Here is a 16,268-nt window from a genome sequence, read left to right as displayed (position 1 = left end):
CGTCTCAGACGCAGCTGACGTCGTAGTCCTGGTTCCCGACGACGTACTGGGCCATCCGCACCTGGCTGCCGGCCGTGAGCCCACCGGCCGAGCAGGCCTTCTGGGCGGCCGCGACGCCGTCCGCGCCGACGGCGATCCAGCTCGGCAGTCGGTAGATCGTGCTGCTGCTCGGTACGGTGCCGAAGAGCGTGCTCCACTCGGACGGCGACGAGTAGACGCCGGCGGTCGCGCCGATGCTCACGAAGTACGCGGTCATGCCCTCGAGGGTCGCGCGGTTGAGCGCCGCCGTCTTCTGCCACGAGCCGTCGGTCTCGGCATCGAGCCACCACCGGTAGGAGCCGGGCGATGCGACGCCTCGACTTTGCGCATCGTCGTAGGCGCGGTTCCAGCCGTACATCCACGAGCACTGGGTGGATGTGAGCGCAGCGTCGCCCGGCACGCAGGTGCCGTACGGATTCCGCGCCGTCGCGCCGCTCGGGTCGACGTTGTTCGTCGGCCACGAGGCGCGGGAGTTCGACGGGTGGTCCTTGAAGTACTGACCCGGGTTGGCGGTGTTGACGTACAGCTGCGTCTTCGGCTGCGACGTGCCGCCCACCGAGCCACCGGCCCACGCGAGTTGTTGCGCGAGGAAGTCGTTGGTGTTGTTCGCGAGACCGTGGTTCACACCGACGATGCCGAAGGCCTGCCCCACCGGGTAGTTCGACGACGAGCCCCCTTGCGGCCAGGACACGTCGGCGCCGAACCCGGTGCCGCTCGAGCCGTCCAGGAAGTAGCCGGCGACGTCGAGGTGCAGCTGCGCCGAGCCTTTCGAGACCTTCGCCTGCACCCGGCGGTCGGTGCTCGACCCGGTGACCTTGGCCATCACGAGGTTCGCGACGGGCGACCCGGCACCGAAGAGCTGGGTCGCGACCTGCGGGTCCTGGCCGGCCGGGGTGACGCGCAGGTAGGCGTCGGTCGTCGGCTTGGTGACCTCGGCGTTCGCGACGACCGCGGTCGCCGTGCCCGGGACGCCGGCGGTGCCGGAGAGCCGAATGGTGCCGGCGGTCGTCGACACGGCACCGGCGAAGGCGCGGGTGGTGTCGATCGGCACGAACACCGAGCCGGTCGACGCGTTCGAGTAGTAGCCGGCGACGTCCATGTAGACCGTGCCGGTGCCCTTCGAGAGCTTGACCTGCGCGGCACCGTCGACGAGCTTGACGATGGCGAGGTTCGACAGCGACTGCCCCGCCGAGTACAGCTGCGTGACGACCTGCGGGTCCTGGCCGGCGGGCGTCACCCGGACGTAGCCCGCCGCCGTGGGGCCGCTCACCTCGACGTTGACGGCGACGGCCGTGGCGTCCGCGGGGACGCCGGCGAGGCCGGCGAGGGGGACCGGGACCGGTGTCGTGCCGACGGTGCCGCTGAACACCCGCGCCGCGTCGAGCGGCGTGTACGTCGCGCCGGAGCCGTCGGCGTAGTAGCCGGCGACGTCGAAGTAGCCGTTCGCGGTGCCGGCGGACAGCTTCGCCTGGATCGATCCGTTCACCAGCCGCACGGTCACCAGGTTGGCGATCGTCTGCCCGGCGGCGAAGTCCTGCGTCGCGACGGTGGCGTCCTTGCCGGCGGGGGTCACGCGCACGTACCCGGCGACGGTCGGCTTCGCGACCTCGACGTTGACGACGACGGCCGTGGCGTTCGCGGGGACCCCGGCGTTCCCGGCGATCCGGACGACCTTCGGCGTCGTCGTGAGCCCGCCCGACCAGACCCTGGTCGTGTCGATCGGCGTGTACCGACCGGTCGTCGGTGCCGCGGCCTGTGCGGTCGAGACCGGGACGACCACGGCGACGGCGGTGGCGACGAGCGCGGTGGTCAGGGCGAGTGCGAGGCGACGGTGCAGACGCATGTGGTGGTTCCCAACTTCGTGGACCGTCCCCCTGACGGTCTCCGGCAGTCTAGGTGCACGGTGCAACTCCGGGGAGGGCACACGGGTGCGGTGTGCCGATCGACACACGCCGCGCGGACTCAGCCGCGCGGCAGGTGCCGCCGCCACGACCGACGTCGCGCGGCGATCACCAGCACGGCCACGAAGACCATCAGCCCGGCGCCGTGCAGCAGGTAGCTCTCGGCCGTGCTCGTGACCGCCAGGAGCACCAGGACCGCGGCGGGCCACACGTAGGCCACGCCGGGGAACGTCGTCGCCGTCACCCAGGCGCGGGCGAAGGCGAGCAGCGCCGTCACGCCCAGCAGGATCGTGCCGGCGAGCCCGATCTGCAGCCAGGCGTCGATGAACGCGTTCAGCCCCGAGGTGAACCGGTGCCCGGCGGGGTCGATGAAGGTCACGTACGGGACCACGGCCTCGTGCGGCCACGTCCCGACCCACCCCCACCCCTGGATCGGGAACTGCCCGACGAACACGCGGATCTGCGACCACAGGTCCAGGCGGGTCGCCGTCCCGCCGGCTGCCCCGATCTCCGCCAGCACGCGGTGCCGGGCGAGCACGCCCACCACGAGCATCAGGAGCACCGTCCCACCGAGCACGCCGTTCACCACCGGCCGCGTCGTCGGTCGGGCGTGCCGGAGGGACCACAGGGCGAGTGCGGTCACGGCGAGGGCGATCATCGCGAGGCCGGTGATGGGGGACTGCACGAGCATGAGCGCGATGACGGCGAGGGCGGTGGAGCCGATCGCGCGCCACCGCGTCACCGACCGGGTCAGGAACTCGACGACGAAGGTGACGAGTGCCATCGCTGCGATGAAGCCCATGAAGTTGCGGGTTCCGCCGATGCCCTGGATCGGACCGCCGTACGCGATGTTGCCCTGGATGCCGAACGCGGGGATCGGCAGGTCGAGGACGAGGCCGGAGAGGACCTCGAGCCCGAGCCCGGCGACGAGCAGGATCCGGAAGGCGTCACCGGAGGCCCGGATGAGCTGCACGAGGTCTCGGCCGAGCGCCAGGTACAGGCCGAGGCCGATGAAGCACACGGTGGCGACGAGCCCGCGGAGCGCCACCCAGGAGTACTCGCTCCACAGGACACTGAGCGCGCAGTACCCGACGAACGCCAGGAGCGAGAGCGGCAGGACACCGTGCCACTCGATCCGGTAGCGCTGCCCGAGCAGGCTCAGACCGGCCAGGACGAAGAGACTGACGAGCACGGCCCAGACGCCGGCACGCCCGACCAGGGCCCCCACCGTCGGCTGCCCGAACGCGAACAGGACGATGACCGTGGCGAGGGCCTGGCTGAACCGCCCGCCGGCGGAGAACCCGATCCAGGCGGAGAGGTAGCGGCGCGCGAGCACGTGGTGCGTCAGCCGTCCGTCGGTCACGAGTCCATCTTGGTGCACGGACCTCGGCGCGAGGTCATCGCGGAGCGTCGATATGGCTGATACGCGATGACTCGACTAGCGTCGTCGCACGATGCAGCGTGCCGTGACCACGACCCTCCGCCGTTCCGGCACGCTCCGTGCGGCAGCGGCGGTCCTCGTCGGCCTGGCCACGACGTCGCTCGCCTGGTGGCGTCTCGGGCCGGTGACACGTGGCACCGCGTGGGCGGAGGACGGCGGCGTCTTCCTGCGCGAGCGGCTCGCGCTCGGGCCCGTGGACTCCCTCCTGCACCCCTACGCCGGGTACCTGCACCTCGTGCCGCGCCTGCTCGTCGACGCCGCGTGGGCGCTGCCCGTCGAGGAGTACGCGCGTGCGCTGTCCGCCGCTGCGTGCCTGGTGGTCGGCGCGGTGGCCCTCACGGTGTTCCTGCTCGCGCGCGACGTCGTGCCGCAGTGGCCGCTCCGGGCACTGCTCGCCGCGGTGCCGGCCCTGCTGCCGCTCGCGCCCCACGAGATCAGCGGGAACGTCGCGAACCTGCACTGGTTCCTGTTGTTCGCGTGCCCCTGGCTGTTCGCGTACCGGGCACGGTCGTGGTGGGCGTCGGGCATCGTCGCCGTCCTGACCGGCTTCGTCGTCCTCACCGAGCTGCAGACCGTGCTGTTCCTGCCGATGCTGCTCCTCGCGTGGTTCCCGCTGCGCGATGCGTCCGGCGTCCGGGCGTGGCCCCGCGCCGTCCCGGTGACGCTCGTCGTCCTCGCCGGCGGCGCTGCGCAGATCGTCACCGCTGTCACCGACCACCGGTCGCGGGCCCCGGGGGCCCCGGCGTTCGCCGACGTGGTCGCCGGGTGGCTGCTGCAGCCGGTCGCGGGCATCTGGTCGCCGGACGTCGGCGCGGTCGCTCGGGTCGTCGTCACGCACGGTTGGGGCGCCGTGCTCGTCCCCGTGCTCCTGGTCGCCGCGGCGCTGGTCGCCGCGGTCGTCGTCGGGTCCTGGCGGGCACGCTGGACGGTCCTGGCGCTCGCCGTGGTCTCCGGTGGCGTCTGGTGGGCGGCGCTCGTCGCCAACGCCGGCGAGGTGCAGGCATGGGCACACCCCACGCCTGGGCTGGCTGCCGTGCCGCCACTGCGGTACGCGGCCGCCTCCGGGCTGCTGCTGCTCGCCGCGGCGGTGGTCGCAGCGAGCGTCCTGCTCGGTCGGGGGCGTGGCGCGACCGACGGCGCACGGCCGGCGCACGGCGGATCCCGGTCAGGAGGCCCGGCTCGCTCCGGGCGGGCGCTGGCCGGTTGGTGCGTGGTCGCGGTCGTGGTCGTCGCGACGCTGGGCAACGTCGCACCCGGCCCGACGCGGCGCAGCGACGGCCCGGTGTGGGCGACGCAGGTGCCCGCCGCGATCGAGGCGTGCGCGGGGGACCCGACACGGAGCGTTGCGATCCGCAAGGTGCCGTGGTCCGCACAGGTGCCGTGCGCCCGGTTGCTCGAGCACTGACGGCGGGCGTCAGCGCACGGTCGGCAGCCGGAACTCGCGTCGTGCGGACGGAGTGCGTGGGCCGTCGCCGGCGGAGAGCGGCTCCTCGCCGACCAGGACGATCCGGGTCTTGATCGCGATCAGCGCGAACAACACCCAGTTGCCCTGGTACAGCAGGCGTGACTCGGCGACGGACTGCACGACGAGGGCGACGACGACGAGCAACGGCAGCAGCGACACCGGGTCGAACGGCCTGGGCGACTGCGTGGCGTCGTACCCGATCCGGGTGGCCGACGACCACGAGCGGTCCAGCGTGGTGACGACGTACAGCGCGAACAGAACGAGCCCGATGATGCCGGTCTGCATCCAGACGTCGAGGTACGCGTCGTGGGCCTGCAGGTACGTCACACCCTTGCGGTGGGCAAGGTCGGCGAGCGTGGGGACGTCCGGCCACCAGTAGCCGATCCAGCCCCACCCGACGACCGGGTGCTGGTCGATGAGTCCGAGGACGCGGGCCCAGATGTCCCCGCGACCGGTCGCGTCGGCACCCTTGCCGAGCAGCTCCGACACCGTCCCTCGCGCCACGAACGCTCCGCCTGCGGCGACGACCGCGCCGACCAGCACGACCAGGTAGCGCGGGGTCCGGTGTCCGGTCGGGACCCGCCGGATCCAGAGGGCGACCAGGAGCACGACCGCCACCACGACCGCGGCGGCGAGCACGGTCGACGAGCGGGTCAGCACGAGGACGGCGCCGACGACGACCAGCCAGGCGACGGCACGGTTGCGACGCATCCGCCCCTCGGCGAACTGCACCGCCACGGCGATCGCCGCGAGCAGCGCGACCATCGCGAGCAGGTTCGCGTTGCCGGGCAGCCCCTGGATGCGACCGCCGGTCAGGAGCTCCGCGCGCGAGAAGTAGAACGCGTCCGGGATGTCCCGGTCGCCGTAGTCCGTCCAGACCGGCACGATCGGGTGCCGCACGACGACCGCCACCACGGCCTCGAACAGGAGCGAGCCCATCACCACCCAGCGGAAGGCAAGGCTCATCGCGTCGAGGATGCGACGCCAGGTCAGGGTCGACGCGACCGCCAACGCCATCGCGGCACAGATCACCTGCGCGGCGATGCTCGCCAGCGTCGCCGGGCGCCAGTGCGACCAGACGACCGACACCAGGCACCAGGCGAGGAAGAACCAGAGCGCCCACGGTGTCCGGACGAGCGGCGGCTTCGCGCGGACCAGGATCGTGACGCCCCACGCGGCGACGAGTGCCCAGACCGCCGCTGCGCCGAACCAGGTCAGGGTGTTGGGGAAGGCGTCCCCGGCGAACAGGACGAAGAGGAGCGTCGCACCGAAGGCGAACGCCTCGCGCTCGGGTACGGTCCCGCGCGACAGCGGCCAGGTGTTCGTCACGACGCCAGGGTACGTGCTCATCGGCGGCCGCTACTCCCGGAAGGCCGCGAGCGTGCTGGCGATCTCGTCGCCGAGGTACGGCGCCAGGGTCGTCGCGAAGGTGTTCGTCAGGTGGGTGCGGTCCCGGTGCACGAGCACCCCGCCGATGACCGCCGGGCAGATCGTGTCGGTGCAGTAGTAGCGCGACAGGTCGATCACGCGCGCCTTCCCGGGCATCCGGGCCGCCGCCTGCTCCGAGCCCTCGAACAGGCTGAAGCCGACCGAGCGACTCGAGTCGCACTCGCTCGTCGTGGGACCGGACATCTGGCCGACGCAGGCCACCACGTCCGGGCGTGCCGTCGGGTTGTCGCGGAGGGCCAGGATCGGGATGCCGGCGTCGGCCGGAGCCTGCCAGGCCGCCACCATGCCGTCGACGACGGCATCGGCGTCCGACTGTCCAGCGGCGGGCACGACGGGTCCGTTGCCGGTCGAGTGCGTGACGATCACGCCGTCCAGGTCGCTGTGCGAGCGGAGGTACGCCATCGCGTTCTGCTTCCAGGCGGCGCAGTCGTCGACCTGCTTCTCCGTGTTCGCCTTCTGCACCGCGGTGGTGAGGTAGCAGCTCTGGTGCCCTGCGACGTCGATGCGCCAGTTCCGGGCCTTCGCGATCTTCTCGTAGGTGTCCACGAAGACGTTGTTGTGCGAATCGCCGATCGCGATCAGGTGTTCCGTGTACCCGGTCTTCGGACCGAGGGCGCAGACGTTGAACGCGCTCGAGTCGTTCGACCAGCACGCCGGCCGGTTCGAGTCGTCGTCGAGGGCGTTCGAGGCGGCCGGCACCCGGACGTCCGCGAGGGCGGGGTTGACACAGGGGTCGGCCGACGAGATCAGTGCGGCGGCACCGAAGCACCGGACGTCTCCGGTGCTCAGACGCTGCTGGAACTCGGCCGCCTGCACCTGCTGCACGTGGAGTGCGGTGAGGGACGCGGCGCCGAGCGCGACGACGAGCACGGTGCTGAGGGCCCCGTACAGAGCGACCCGGCGCGGGCGGAGTGCGCGCACCCAGCCGGAGAACCGGAGGGGCTCCTCGATGCACAGCGTCGTGACCGAGGCGACGACCACCGCGCCGACGAAGATCGCGACCTTGTCCTTGGTCGTGAGCTCGTGCCGGAGCACGATCGGCAGCAGGACGACGGCGGGCCAGTGCCACAGGTACACGGCGTAGGAGATGCGCCCCAGGAACCCGATCGGGGTGATCCGTCCGATCCGCTGCAACCCGGAGTGGCCGCCGAACAGCACGACCAGCGTGGCGGACACCACGGGGAGCGCGGCCGCGATGCCGGGGAACGGGGTCGCCGCCGTGATCACGAACAACGACGCCACGAGGCCGGCAGCGCCGAGCCACGCGCCGACGACCCGGACGGACCGGGCCGGGCCGGTGCGGGGCGCGGCCAGCGGGATCGTCGCGGCCAGGCCGCCGAGCGCGAACTCCCACGCCCGGGTCGCCGTCGAGAAGTAGGCGACCCCGGATGCGGTCTCGGTCTGGACGACGCTCCACGCCAGGGACAGCACCACCACGGCGCCGAGCAGCACCTGCGCGACCACGACCGGGGAGACCCCGCCCCGACGGAGACGGCGGGCGCTCCACAGTGCGGCGAGCAGCAGGAGCGGGAGGACGATGTAGAACTGCTCCTCGACGGACAGCGACCAGAAGTGCTGGAACGGGGACGCCTGGTTGCCCTGCGCCAGGTAGTCCACCGAGTCGGCGGCCAGCTGCCAGTTCTGCACGTAGACCGTCGAGGCGATGAGCTCACGGCCGTACTGGCCCCACAGTGCGCTGGGCACCCAGATCAGCACAGCGGTCCCCGTCGCGGCGATCGTCAGGAAGGCCCCGGGGAGCAGTCGCTTCGCACGTCGGGCCCAGAAGCCGGCGAGACCGATCCGGCCGGTGGCGGTCAGCTCGCGCAGCAGGTGCCCCGTGATGAGGAAGCCGGAGATGACGAAGAACACGTCCACCCCGACGAACCCACCGGGGAGCCTGCTCGGCCAGAGGTGGTAGAGCACGACGGCGAGCACCGCGAACGCGCGGAGGCCCTGGATGTCCCATCGGGTCGGGTCGGTCGTGCGGGGGGACGAGGTGCGGAGGGACCCTCGGGTCGGCGACTCCACCGTGCGTGCAGACATCGCGGAGATTCTAGTGTCGCGCGTCGCGCCGGTAGGCTCTGGCCCATGTTCCTCGGCATCACGAACACCCCCCGCGACTACGCCTGGGGCTCGGTCACCGCGATCCCGGAGCTCCTCGGGCGCACCGTCACCGGCGCCCCGCAGGCCGAGCTCTGGCTCGGTGCGCACGCCGGCAGCCCGAGCGTGGTCGTCAACCCGGCGATGGTCGGCGGCGCCGACACCCTGCGCGACTGGATCGAGGCGGAGCCGCAGGACGCCCTGGGCGCTGACCGCACCGGGCTGCCGTTCCTGCTGAAGGTGCTCGCGGCGGCGGCGCCCCTCTCGCTGCAGGCGCACCCGACACCGGAGCAGGCCGAGGCCGGCTTCGCGCGCGAGGAGCGCGAGGGCATCGCGGTCGACGACCCGGCGCGCAACTACAAGGACCCGTTCCCGAAGCCCGAGCTCGTCGTCGCCCTGAGCGAGCGGTTCGAGGCCCTGAGCGGCTTCCGCCCCGTCGAGGAGACCCTGGCCGAGGTCCGCGTGCTCGATGCCGGCAGTGGTCGGCTCGGCCCGCTCGAGGTGCACCTGCAGCACGGCCTCGAGGACACCGTGCGCTGGCTCGAGACGGCCGACGAGTCCGCGCTCGCCGTCGTGCAGGCGGCGAGCGACCTCGCGATGGCACTCGACGACGACCTGCTCACGCCGAACACCGCCACGGTCCGCGACCTGGCAACGAGCTGGCCCGGCGACCCCGGCATCGTCGTCTCCCTGCTCATGCACCGGGTGACGCTCACCGCGGGGCAGGCGATGTACCTGCCCGCCGGCAACATCCACGCCTACCTGGACGGCCTCGGCATCGAGCTGATGGCGCCGTCCGACAACGTGCTGCGCGGGGGACTGACGCCGAAGCACGTCGACGTGCCCGAACTCCTGCACGTGCTCGACTTCACGGCGTACCCGGCACCGGTCCTCGAGCCCGAGCGCCTGGCCCCCGGCGTGGACCGCTTCGCGCCAGAGGGCGTCGGCTTCGCGCTGCTGCGGGTCGATGGGGACGGACGACCGGTCGGACTGAGCACCGGCGGCGTGGCTCCGCTGACCGGACCGTCGATCGCGATCTGCACCGAGGGCGTCGTGACGCTCGTCGGCGCGACGTCCGCCACGCTGCTCCGCAAGGGCGAGTCCTGCTTCATCACGCCGGACGAGGGTGACGTCACGGTGGAGGCTGACTCGTCGAACGGCGTCACGTCGACGGTCTTCATCGCCACCGGTCGGTAGCGCGGAGCCGCACGCCCTGGCGCGGTCCCGCACGCCGCCACCGGGGCGCCGCGTCCGTCCGCTAGCGTGGCGACCATGAGTTGGCTGGTCACCGGCGGTGCCGGGTACATCGGGTCCCACGTCGTCCGAGCACTGCGCTCGGCCGGCATCGACACGGTCGCGTTCGACGACCTCTCGAGCGGTTTCCGCGCGTTCGTGCCGGACGACGTGCCGTTCGTCGAGGGCACGATCCTGGACGGCGAGCTGGTCGCCCGCACCCTGCGCGAGCACGACGTCACCGGCGTGGTGCACGTCGCGGGCTTCAAGTACGCCGGCGTCTCGGTCGAGCGTCCGCTGCACACCTACGAGCAGAACGTCACCGGCATGGCGACGCTGCTCCGTGCGATGGCCGAGAACGGCGTCACGAAGGCCGTCTTCTCGTCGAGCGCCGCGGTGTACGGCACCCCGGACGTCGACGTCGTCGTGGAGTCGACCCCGAAGGCACCCGAGTCCCCGTACGGCGAGTCGAAGCTCATCGGCGAGTGGCTGCTGCGCGACATGGAGGTCGCCGCGGGTTTCACGACGACCTCCCTCCGCTACTTCAACGTCGTCGGGTCCGGCGAGCCCGACCTGTACGACGCCAGCCCGCACAACCTGTTCCCGCTCGTGTTCGACGCACTGCTGGCCGGCCGCACGCCCCGCATCAACGGCGACGACTACGCCACCGAGGACGGCACCTGCGTCCGCGACTACATCCACGTCGCCGACCTCGCGCACTCGCACGCCGTCGCGGCGCAGAAGCTCGAGGCGGGGGAGCCGCTCGAGCAGGCGTACAACCTCGGCAGCGGCGACGGTGTGAGCGTCCGGCAGATCATGGACGCCATGGCGAAGGGCACCGGGATCGCCTTCGAGCCGGAGGTCGCTCCCCGCCGCCCCGGTGACCCGGCGCGCATCGTGGCCACCGGCGAAGCCGCGACGCGCGACCTGGACTGGGCGATGCGCCACACCCTGGACGAGATGGTCACGAGTGCGTGGGAGGCCCGCCGCAGCGCCTCCTAGTGGCTGAGGACGTGTCAGTTGTCCCCCGAAACCCCGACAGACCGGGTGCGACACGCCCAGACGGGGGACATGACACGCCGAAGCGGTCAGTGCCTTCTATGATCCGCGACTTGACTCAGGCGAATGACACCGCTGTAATTACAGGCAACGACTTCAATCGTTGTGGTCCCGTTATCGAGACGTCAGGGGTGATCAGGGTGAACAGTTCCGACTTCCACGCCGGAGTTCCGGAGGACTGGCACGTCGACCCCGTGGCGCTCGGCGTCCCGGGTGTTCGACGGCCGGAGACGGACGACGAGGAGAACCCGCTCGCGTGGCAGGTCGACTCGTTGTGCGCACAGACCGACCCGGAGGCGTTCTTCCCCGAGAAGGGCGGCTCCACGCGCGAAGCGAAGAAGATCTGCACGTCGTGCGAGGTCCGGGCGCAGTGCCTCGAGTACGCACTCGAGAACGACGAACGCTTCGGCATCTGGGGCGGCCTGTCCGAGCGCGAGCGTCGCAAGTTGCGTAAGCGCGCCTGACGGTCCCGCACCGCGCGGTGAGCGCGCCCACAGGTTCACGGCGCGCCGCCGTCCGCAGCGGACGCCGTGCCTCCAGACCGTAGAGTGACGCCCGTCATGCAGCCCAGAGTCACCGCGATCCTCGTCGCCGCCAACGGAGCGGCCCACCTCGACCGGACCCTGGACGCACTCGCGGCCCAGACCCGCCACCCGGAGAACCTGGTGGTCGTCGACGTCGGGTCGACCGACGGCTCCACCGCGGGACTGTCCTTCGGCGGGTCCGCCGAGCTCCTGCGCCTGCCGGCCGGACGCCCCTTCGGCGAGGCCGTCGCCCGCGGGGAGCGCGAGGCTCCGCCCACCGTCGCGGACGAGCCCGTCGACGAGTGGCTGTGGCTGCTCGGACACGACAACGCACCGGCGCCGACCGCGCTCGCCGACCTGCTCTCCGCCGTCGAGATCGCGCCGTCCGTGGTCGTGGCGGGTCCGAAGCTCGTCGCCGACGACGACCCCTCCATCATCCGCGCGTTCGGCGAGAGCATGACGCGCTTCGGCCGCTCCATCGGCCTCGTGCAGGACGAGCTCGACCAGGGCCAGCACGACCGGCACACCGACGTGCTCGGCGTCGCCGCTGGCGGCATGCTCGTGCGCCGCTCGGTGTGGACCGAGCTCGCCGGTTTCGACCCGGCGCTGCCCGACGTCGACGCCGCCCTCGACTTCTGCGTCCGGGTCCGCCTGGCCGGGCACCGCGTGGCCGTGGTCCCCGAGGCGAAGGTCACCACCGCCGGTCCGGTCGAGGAGTTCGGCCGCAAGCGCGTCTCCGAGGCCCGCCGTGTCCGCATGCACCGGCAGGCGCAGCTGCACCGCCGGATGACCTACGCGCCGGGTGGACTGCTCTGGCTGCACTGGCTCACCCTCGTCCCCTTCGCACTCGGCCGGGCGATCGGCCACCTCGTCGCCAAGCACCCGGCGGCCGTCGTCCCCGAGCTCGCCGCGGCGTTCGCGGTGGCGTTCGGCGGTGGCACCGGTCGGGCGCGTCGGAACCTCGCCCGCACGAAGAAGCTCGGCTGGGCCGCCGTCGAACCGCTCCGGGTCAGCTGGCGTCGGGTGCACGAGCACCGGACCACCTCGCGGGACGTGGAACTCGCCCGGGTCGAGGACGCACCGATCGCACGGGCGTCGTTCCTCGGCGACGGCGGGATCTGGGTCGTGCTGGCCGCGGCGGTCCTGAGCGTCGTGACGCTCTACCCCCTGCTCGGCTCGCCGGCGCTGACCGGCGGCGGCCTGCTGCCCCTCAGCACGAGCGTCGGGCAGCTCTGGCAGAATGTCGGGTACGGCTGGCACTCCCTCGGCACCGGGTTCACCGGCCCCTCCGATCCGTTCGCCGCCGTGCTGGCGGTCCTCGGTTCGATCGTGTTCTGGTCGCCCTCGACGTCCGTCGTGCTCGTGATGCTCGTCGCCTTCCCCGTGTCCGCGCTCGGCGCGTGGTTCGCCGTCCGCAAGGTGACCACCCGCAAGTGGGTTCCGGTGATCGGGGCCGCGCTGTACGCCATCGCGCCCTCGCTCGTCGGCGCGGTCACGACGGGTCACCTCGGCGCCGTCATCGCGCACCTGGTGCTGCCGTGGCTGTTCGTCGCCGTGCTCGAGGCGCACCGCTCGTGGGCGTGGGCGTCCGGCGCCTCGCTGCTGTTCGCGGTCGCGGCGGCCTCGGCACCGTCGGTGCTGCCGGTCCTGCTGGTCGCGTGGCTCGTCGCGCTCGTCGTCGGGTGGCGCCGTGCACACCGTCGGGCCTTCATCCCGGTGCCGACCGCGGTGCTCTTCCTGCCGCTCGTCCTCGCCCAGGTCGCCCGCGGCAACGTCCTCGCCGTCTTCGCCGATCCCGGCGTCCCCTCGGCCACCCGTGCGCCGTCCGCGCTGCAGCTGGCCATCGGACAGCCGCTGCCGGACTGGAGCGGGTGGCTGCCCGCAACGTCCGGGCTCGCCGCCGTCGGCACGTGGCTGCCGATCGTGATGGCCGTCCTGGCCGTGCCGATCGCCGCCGCCGCCATCGGCGCGATGCTCGGACACCGCTGGGCCGTCGCCGGCTCGGCGCTCGTCGTCGCACTGCTCGGCTTCGGCACGGCGTTCGCCGCCACCCACGTGGCCGTCACCGGCGTCGGGTCGACCACCACCATCGTGTGGCCGGGCAGTGGCCTGTCGGTGTACTGGCTCGCGATCGTCGTGGCTGCCTGCATCGGGATCGACGTGCTGCCGAAGGCCGCACCGGTCACCGGGCTCGTCGCGACGGTGCTCGCTGGTGTGGCGGTGGCCCCGGCGTTCGCCGCGTTCTACCTCGGCAACGCCGCCATCCAGCCGACCACCGGCCGGGTGCTCAGCGCGTACGTGAACGCCGAGGCGCAGGCGAACCCCGACGTCGGCACGCTCGTCGTGGTGCCGCAGGACGACGGGTCGCTCGCGGTCGCGCTCGAACGCGGACAGGGCGCCACCCTCGACGACCAGTCGACCCTCGACGCCACCGCCCTGCGGTTGAGCGAGTCCGGCGCCCGGCTGACGACGCTCGCCGGCAACCTGGCGAGCCGAAGCGGCTACGACCCACGACCGGCGCTGCAGGAACTCGGCATCAGCTTCGTCCTGCTCGACGACGCCGGCGACGACCCCGAGGCGCAGACGGTGCACGACCGGGCCGCGGGCGCGATCGGGCAGAACGCCCTCTTCACGAGCATCGGTGAGACCACGAACGGTCAGCTGTTCCACTACGAGGGCGACGTCGACCGGACCACCACCGGGTCCGCCGCGGCCCGTGCCACGCACGTCCTCTACCTGGTCGTGCTCGGCGTGGTGTTCGGGGCGGCGGCGCTGCTCGCCGTGCCGACGGCCCCGCGCCGCCGCCGCGCCACCTCGAACGTCATCGAGGCCGAGGAACCCGCGACCACCTTCGACGAGGAGCGCGACGAATGAGCACCACCACCCGCTCCGTCCGACGCTGGGTCGTCCGCGGCACCGCGACCGCGATCGCCGTCGTCGTCGCTGCCGGCGCCGTCACGGCTGCGCACGCCTACGGCACCGCAGCCGAGCCGGGTCGCCCGGCCGGCCGGACCGTCACCCCGGTGCCCGCCGACGCCGAGCGCGTCTGCGCCGGCAGCGCCCTGCGGTTGTCCGACGACTCCGGCAACGACGCCACCCAGGCGAGCACCGTCGGGTCGGCGACCGTGTCCACGGCGACGACCGGTTCGACCGTCGAACGGTCCGCGCTCGACCCGTCGTCGACCGGCGGCAGCGACCCGCGCCTGCTGACCGCCCCTGCGGGCGACAGCACGCCCCAGGTCGCGGGCAGCAGCTACCAGAGCGTGTCCAGCGGCGACCTGGTGGGAGCGGGCGCGGCGTCGTGCGACGACCCGTCGCAGTCGACCTGGCTCGTCGGCGGCTCGACGGAGACCGGGCGCACCAGCCTCGTCACCCTGTCGAACCCGACGGACGTGAACGCCACCGTCGACCTGGCGATCTACGACGGCGCCGGCACGGTCAGCGCCCCCGGCACGACCGGCATCGTCGTCGCCCCGAACACCCAGAAGGTCGTCCCGCTGTCCGGCTTCGTGTCCGACCAGGGATCGACCGTCGTGCACGTGTCGTCCTCCGGCGGGCAGATCGTGGCCCACATGCAGGAGACCGTCGTCCGCACGCTGACCCCCGGCGGCTACGACATCGTCTCCGGCGGCGCCGCGCCGTCGCGGTCGCAGGTCATCCCGGGCGTCGTGCTCGCCGGTGCGCAGGAGGCACAGCGTGGTGACGACACCGCGGACGCCGCCCCCGTCGTCCGGCTGTTCGTCCCCGGCACGCAGTCGGCTCGGGTCACCCTCGGCATCTCCACGGCGGACGGCGGCGGTACCACCGTCAACGCCACCGCCGAGCCCGGGGTCGTGACCGACGTCGCGCTCGACGACTTCCCGGACGGCCGGTACTCGTTCACCGTCACCTCGACGCAGCCCGTCGTCGCCGGTGCCCGGACGACCACCCCGACGGCGGACGACGGCAGCGACCTCGGCTGGTTCGCCTCGGCCGAGCCCCTCGGCGACCGGGTGATCACGGCCGTGGCGCCGGGGGAGGGCGTCCGCCTGAACCTCGTCAACCCCACGCAGGAGGACCGGACGGTCACGATCCGCTCCGGGGACGAGAAGCGCACGGTCGAGCTGCTGTCCGGCGCCACGGCGACCGTCCCGGTGCAGACCGCGAAGCAGTTGTCGCTCTCCGGGACGGACGGTGTCGTCGCCGGTGTGACCTACCTCGGAGACGACGGCATCGCCGGGTTCCCGGTGCGGCCCTCGACCCAGGTGTCCACGCCGGTGCGGGTCTACCCCTGACGCCGAGGACGGTGCGGCGCCTCCGGGTGCCGCGGCGTCACCAGTGGCGGTAGCGCTCCGGCGCCAGGTCCCACGGGTCCTTGCCGATCAGCTCGCCGACGGCCCGGAACACGGCCGTCTCGATGATGATCCGCCGGTCCGCGTCGTCCTTCTCGGGGCTGCGGTTCACCCGCTCGACCGGGATCCGGAACACGGTGACCCTGCGGGTGTCGCGGTCGATCCGCCACCGGGGCATCGCGTCGGGCAGGGTGGCATCGGTCGGCATGTCGGCCACCTGGAACACCACGCCCGCCAGTTCGTCGGGCCACAGCCCGATCAGGTAGTGGGCGCTGTCGCCGACGATGCGGTCGAAGGCCTCGGCGCGGGTCGTGATCGGCGCGAGTTCGGGACCGGTCACGCTCGACCGCCCGCCGCGTCCGTGCCGGGACCGGCCTCGACCGCGGTCGACGGGAGTGACGAGGCGGGGCTTGCGACGCATCCCCACATCGTACGCGCGCACCGGGTGCTCCCGGGTGCTCCGCTAGGCTCCGTGTCGACATGGACGTGAGGATCTGCAGCAAGGTCGCGTGCGCCGCGAGCGCTTCGGCGACCCTGACCTACGACTACGGGGACTCCATGGTCGTCGTCGGGCCGCTCTCCACGCGGGTCGAACCGCACGGCTACGACCTCTGCACCCGGCACGCCGCCGGTCTGCGCGTCCCGCGCGGCTGGCAGGTGGTGCGGCGCGAGCCGCTGCAGCGCGAGACCGACTGACGGCTCGCGTCCGCGACGCACCAGCGGCGG

The 16,268-nt window shown here is 72.6% G+C and carries 12 protein-coding genes; 7 read left to right on the top strand and 5 right to left on the bottom strand.

What is annotated here, in order from left to right; translation table 11 throughout:
* Positions 1-4 precede the first annotated feature (4 nt).
* A complete protein-coding gene (locus tag EDF42_RS10020; protein ID WP_123672235.1) occupies positions 5-1,882 on the bottom strand; it encodes a hypothetical protein in 1,878 nt (625 codons plus the stop codon).
* A 119-nt stretch (positions 1,883-2,001) separates the two neighbouring features.
* Complete coding sequence (locus EDF42_RS10015; protein WP_123338969.1) at positions 2,002-3,303, bottom strand: O-antigen ligase; 1,302 nt, start codon at positions 3,301-3,303, stop codon at positions 2,002-2,004.
* A 103-nt stretch (positions 3,304-3,406) separates the two neighbouring features.
* Here EDF42_RS10015 and EDF42_RS10010 point away from each other — a divergent pair, with 103 nt between their 5' ends.
* Complete coding sequence (locus EDF42_RS10010; protein ID WP_148067719.1) at positions 3,407-4,786, top strand: hypothetical protein; 1,380 nt, start codon at positions 3,407-3,409, stop codon at positions 4,784-4,786.
* Positions 4,787-4,795: 9 nt separating this feature from the next.
* On the opposite strand, the gene EDF42_RS10005 is transcribed toward EDF42_RS10010, so the two are convergent.
* Both EDF42_RS10005 and EDF42_RS10000 read right to left on the bottom strand, forming a co-directional pair.
* Entirely contained in the window at positions 4,796-6,175 is a 1,380-nt protein-coding gene (locus tag EDF42_RS10005) for an O-antigen ligase (RefSeq protein ID WP_185040878.1), read from the bottom strand.
* A 30-nt stretch (positions 6,176-6,205) separates the two neighbouring features.
* The gene (locus tag EDF42_RS10000; RefSeq protein ID WP_123338972.1) at positions 6,206-8,338 is read right to left on the bottom strand and encodes an acyltransferase family protein; all 2,133 of its coding nucleotides are present in this window, start codon (positions 8,336-8,338) and stop codon (positions 6,206-6,208) included.
* 45 nt (positions 8,339-8,383) lie between these two features.
* Between EDF42_RS10000 and manA the strand changes: the two genes are divergently transcribed.
* The 5 genes from manA to EDF42_RS09975 all read left to right on the top strand — a co-directional run bounded on the left by manA (position 8,384) and on the right by EDF42_RS09975 (position 15,485).
* Positions 8,384-9,592, top strand: a complete 1,209-nt coding sequence (gene manA, locus EDF42_RS09995) for a mannose-6-phosphate isomerase, class I (RefSeq protein ID WP_123338973.1) — start codon at positions 8,384-8,386, stop codon at positions 9,590-9,592.
* Between the two features lie 75 nt (positions 9,593-9,667).
* Positions 9,668-10,630 (top strand): UDP-glucose 4-epimerase GalE, encoded by a 963-nt coding sequence (galE, locus tag EDF42_RS09990; protein WP_123339070.1) that lies wholly within the window; start codon positions 9,668-9,670, stop codon positions 10,628-10,630.
* Between the two features lie 188 nt (positions 10,631-10,818).
* Positions 10,819-11,151: a WhiB family transcriptional regulator gene (locus tag EDF42_RS09985; protein WP_395862573.1), complete on the top strand. Its 333-nt coding sequence runs from the start codon at positions 10,819-10,821 to the stop codon at positions 11,149-11,151.
* A gap of 96 nt (positions 11,152-11,247) precedes the next feature.
* Complete coding sequence (locus EDF42_RS09980; RefSeq protein ID WP_148067717.1) at positions 11,248-14,085, top strand: glycosyltransferase family 2 protein; 2,838 nt, start codon at positions 11,248-11,250, stop codon at positions 14,083-14,085.
* Positions 14,082-15,485 (top strand): DUF5719 family protein, encoded by a 1,404-nt coding sequence (locus tag EDF42_RS09975; RefSeq protein ID WP_123672232.1) that lies wholly within the window; start codon positions 14,082-14,084, stop codon positions 15,483-15,485. Before EDF42_RS09980 ends, EDF42_RS09975 begins: the two co-directional genes overlap by 4 nt.
* A gap of 37 nt (positions 15,486-15,522) precedes the next feature.
* Here EDF42_RS09975 and EDF42_RS09970 read toward each other — a convergent pair whose 3' ends face one another.
* Entirely contained in the window at positions 15,523-15,963 is a 441-nt protein-coding gene (locus EDF42_RS09970) for a metallopeptidase family protein (RefSeq protein ID WP_123338976.1), read from the bottom strand.
* A 59-nt stretch (positions 15,964-16,022) separates the two neighbouring features.
* On the opposite strand from EDF42_RS09970, the gene EDF42_RS09965 reads away from it, so the two are divergent.
* A complete protein-coding gene (locus EDF42_RS09965; RefSeq protein ID WP_123338977.1) occupies positions 16,023-16,238 on the top strand; it encodes a DUF3499 family protein in 216 nt (71 codons plus the stop codon).
* Positions 16,239-16,268 lie beyond the last annotated feature (30 nt).

It is taken from the genome of Curtobacterium sp. PhB172 (assembly GCF_003752545.1).
In the GTDB taxonomy this organism is placed as follows: domain Bacteria; phylum Actinomycetota; class Actinomycetes; order Actinomycetales; family Microbacteriaceae; genus Curtobacterium.
The sequence above is the reverse complement of the archived record's forward strand: the minus strand, read 5'-3'. Positions and strand labels throughout refer to the sequence as shown.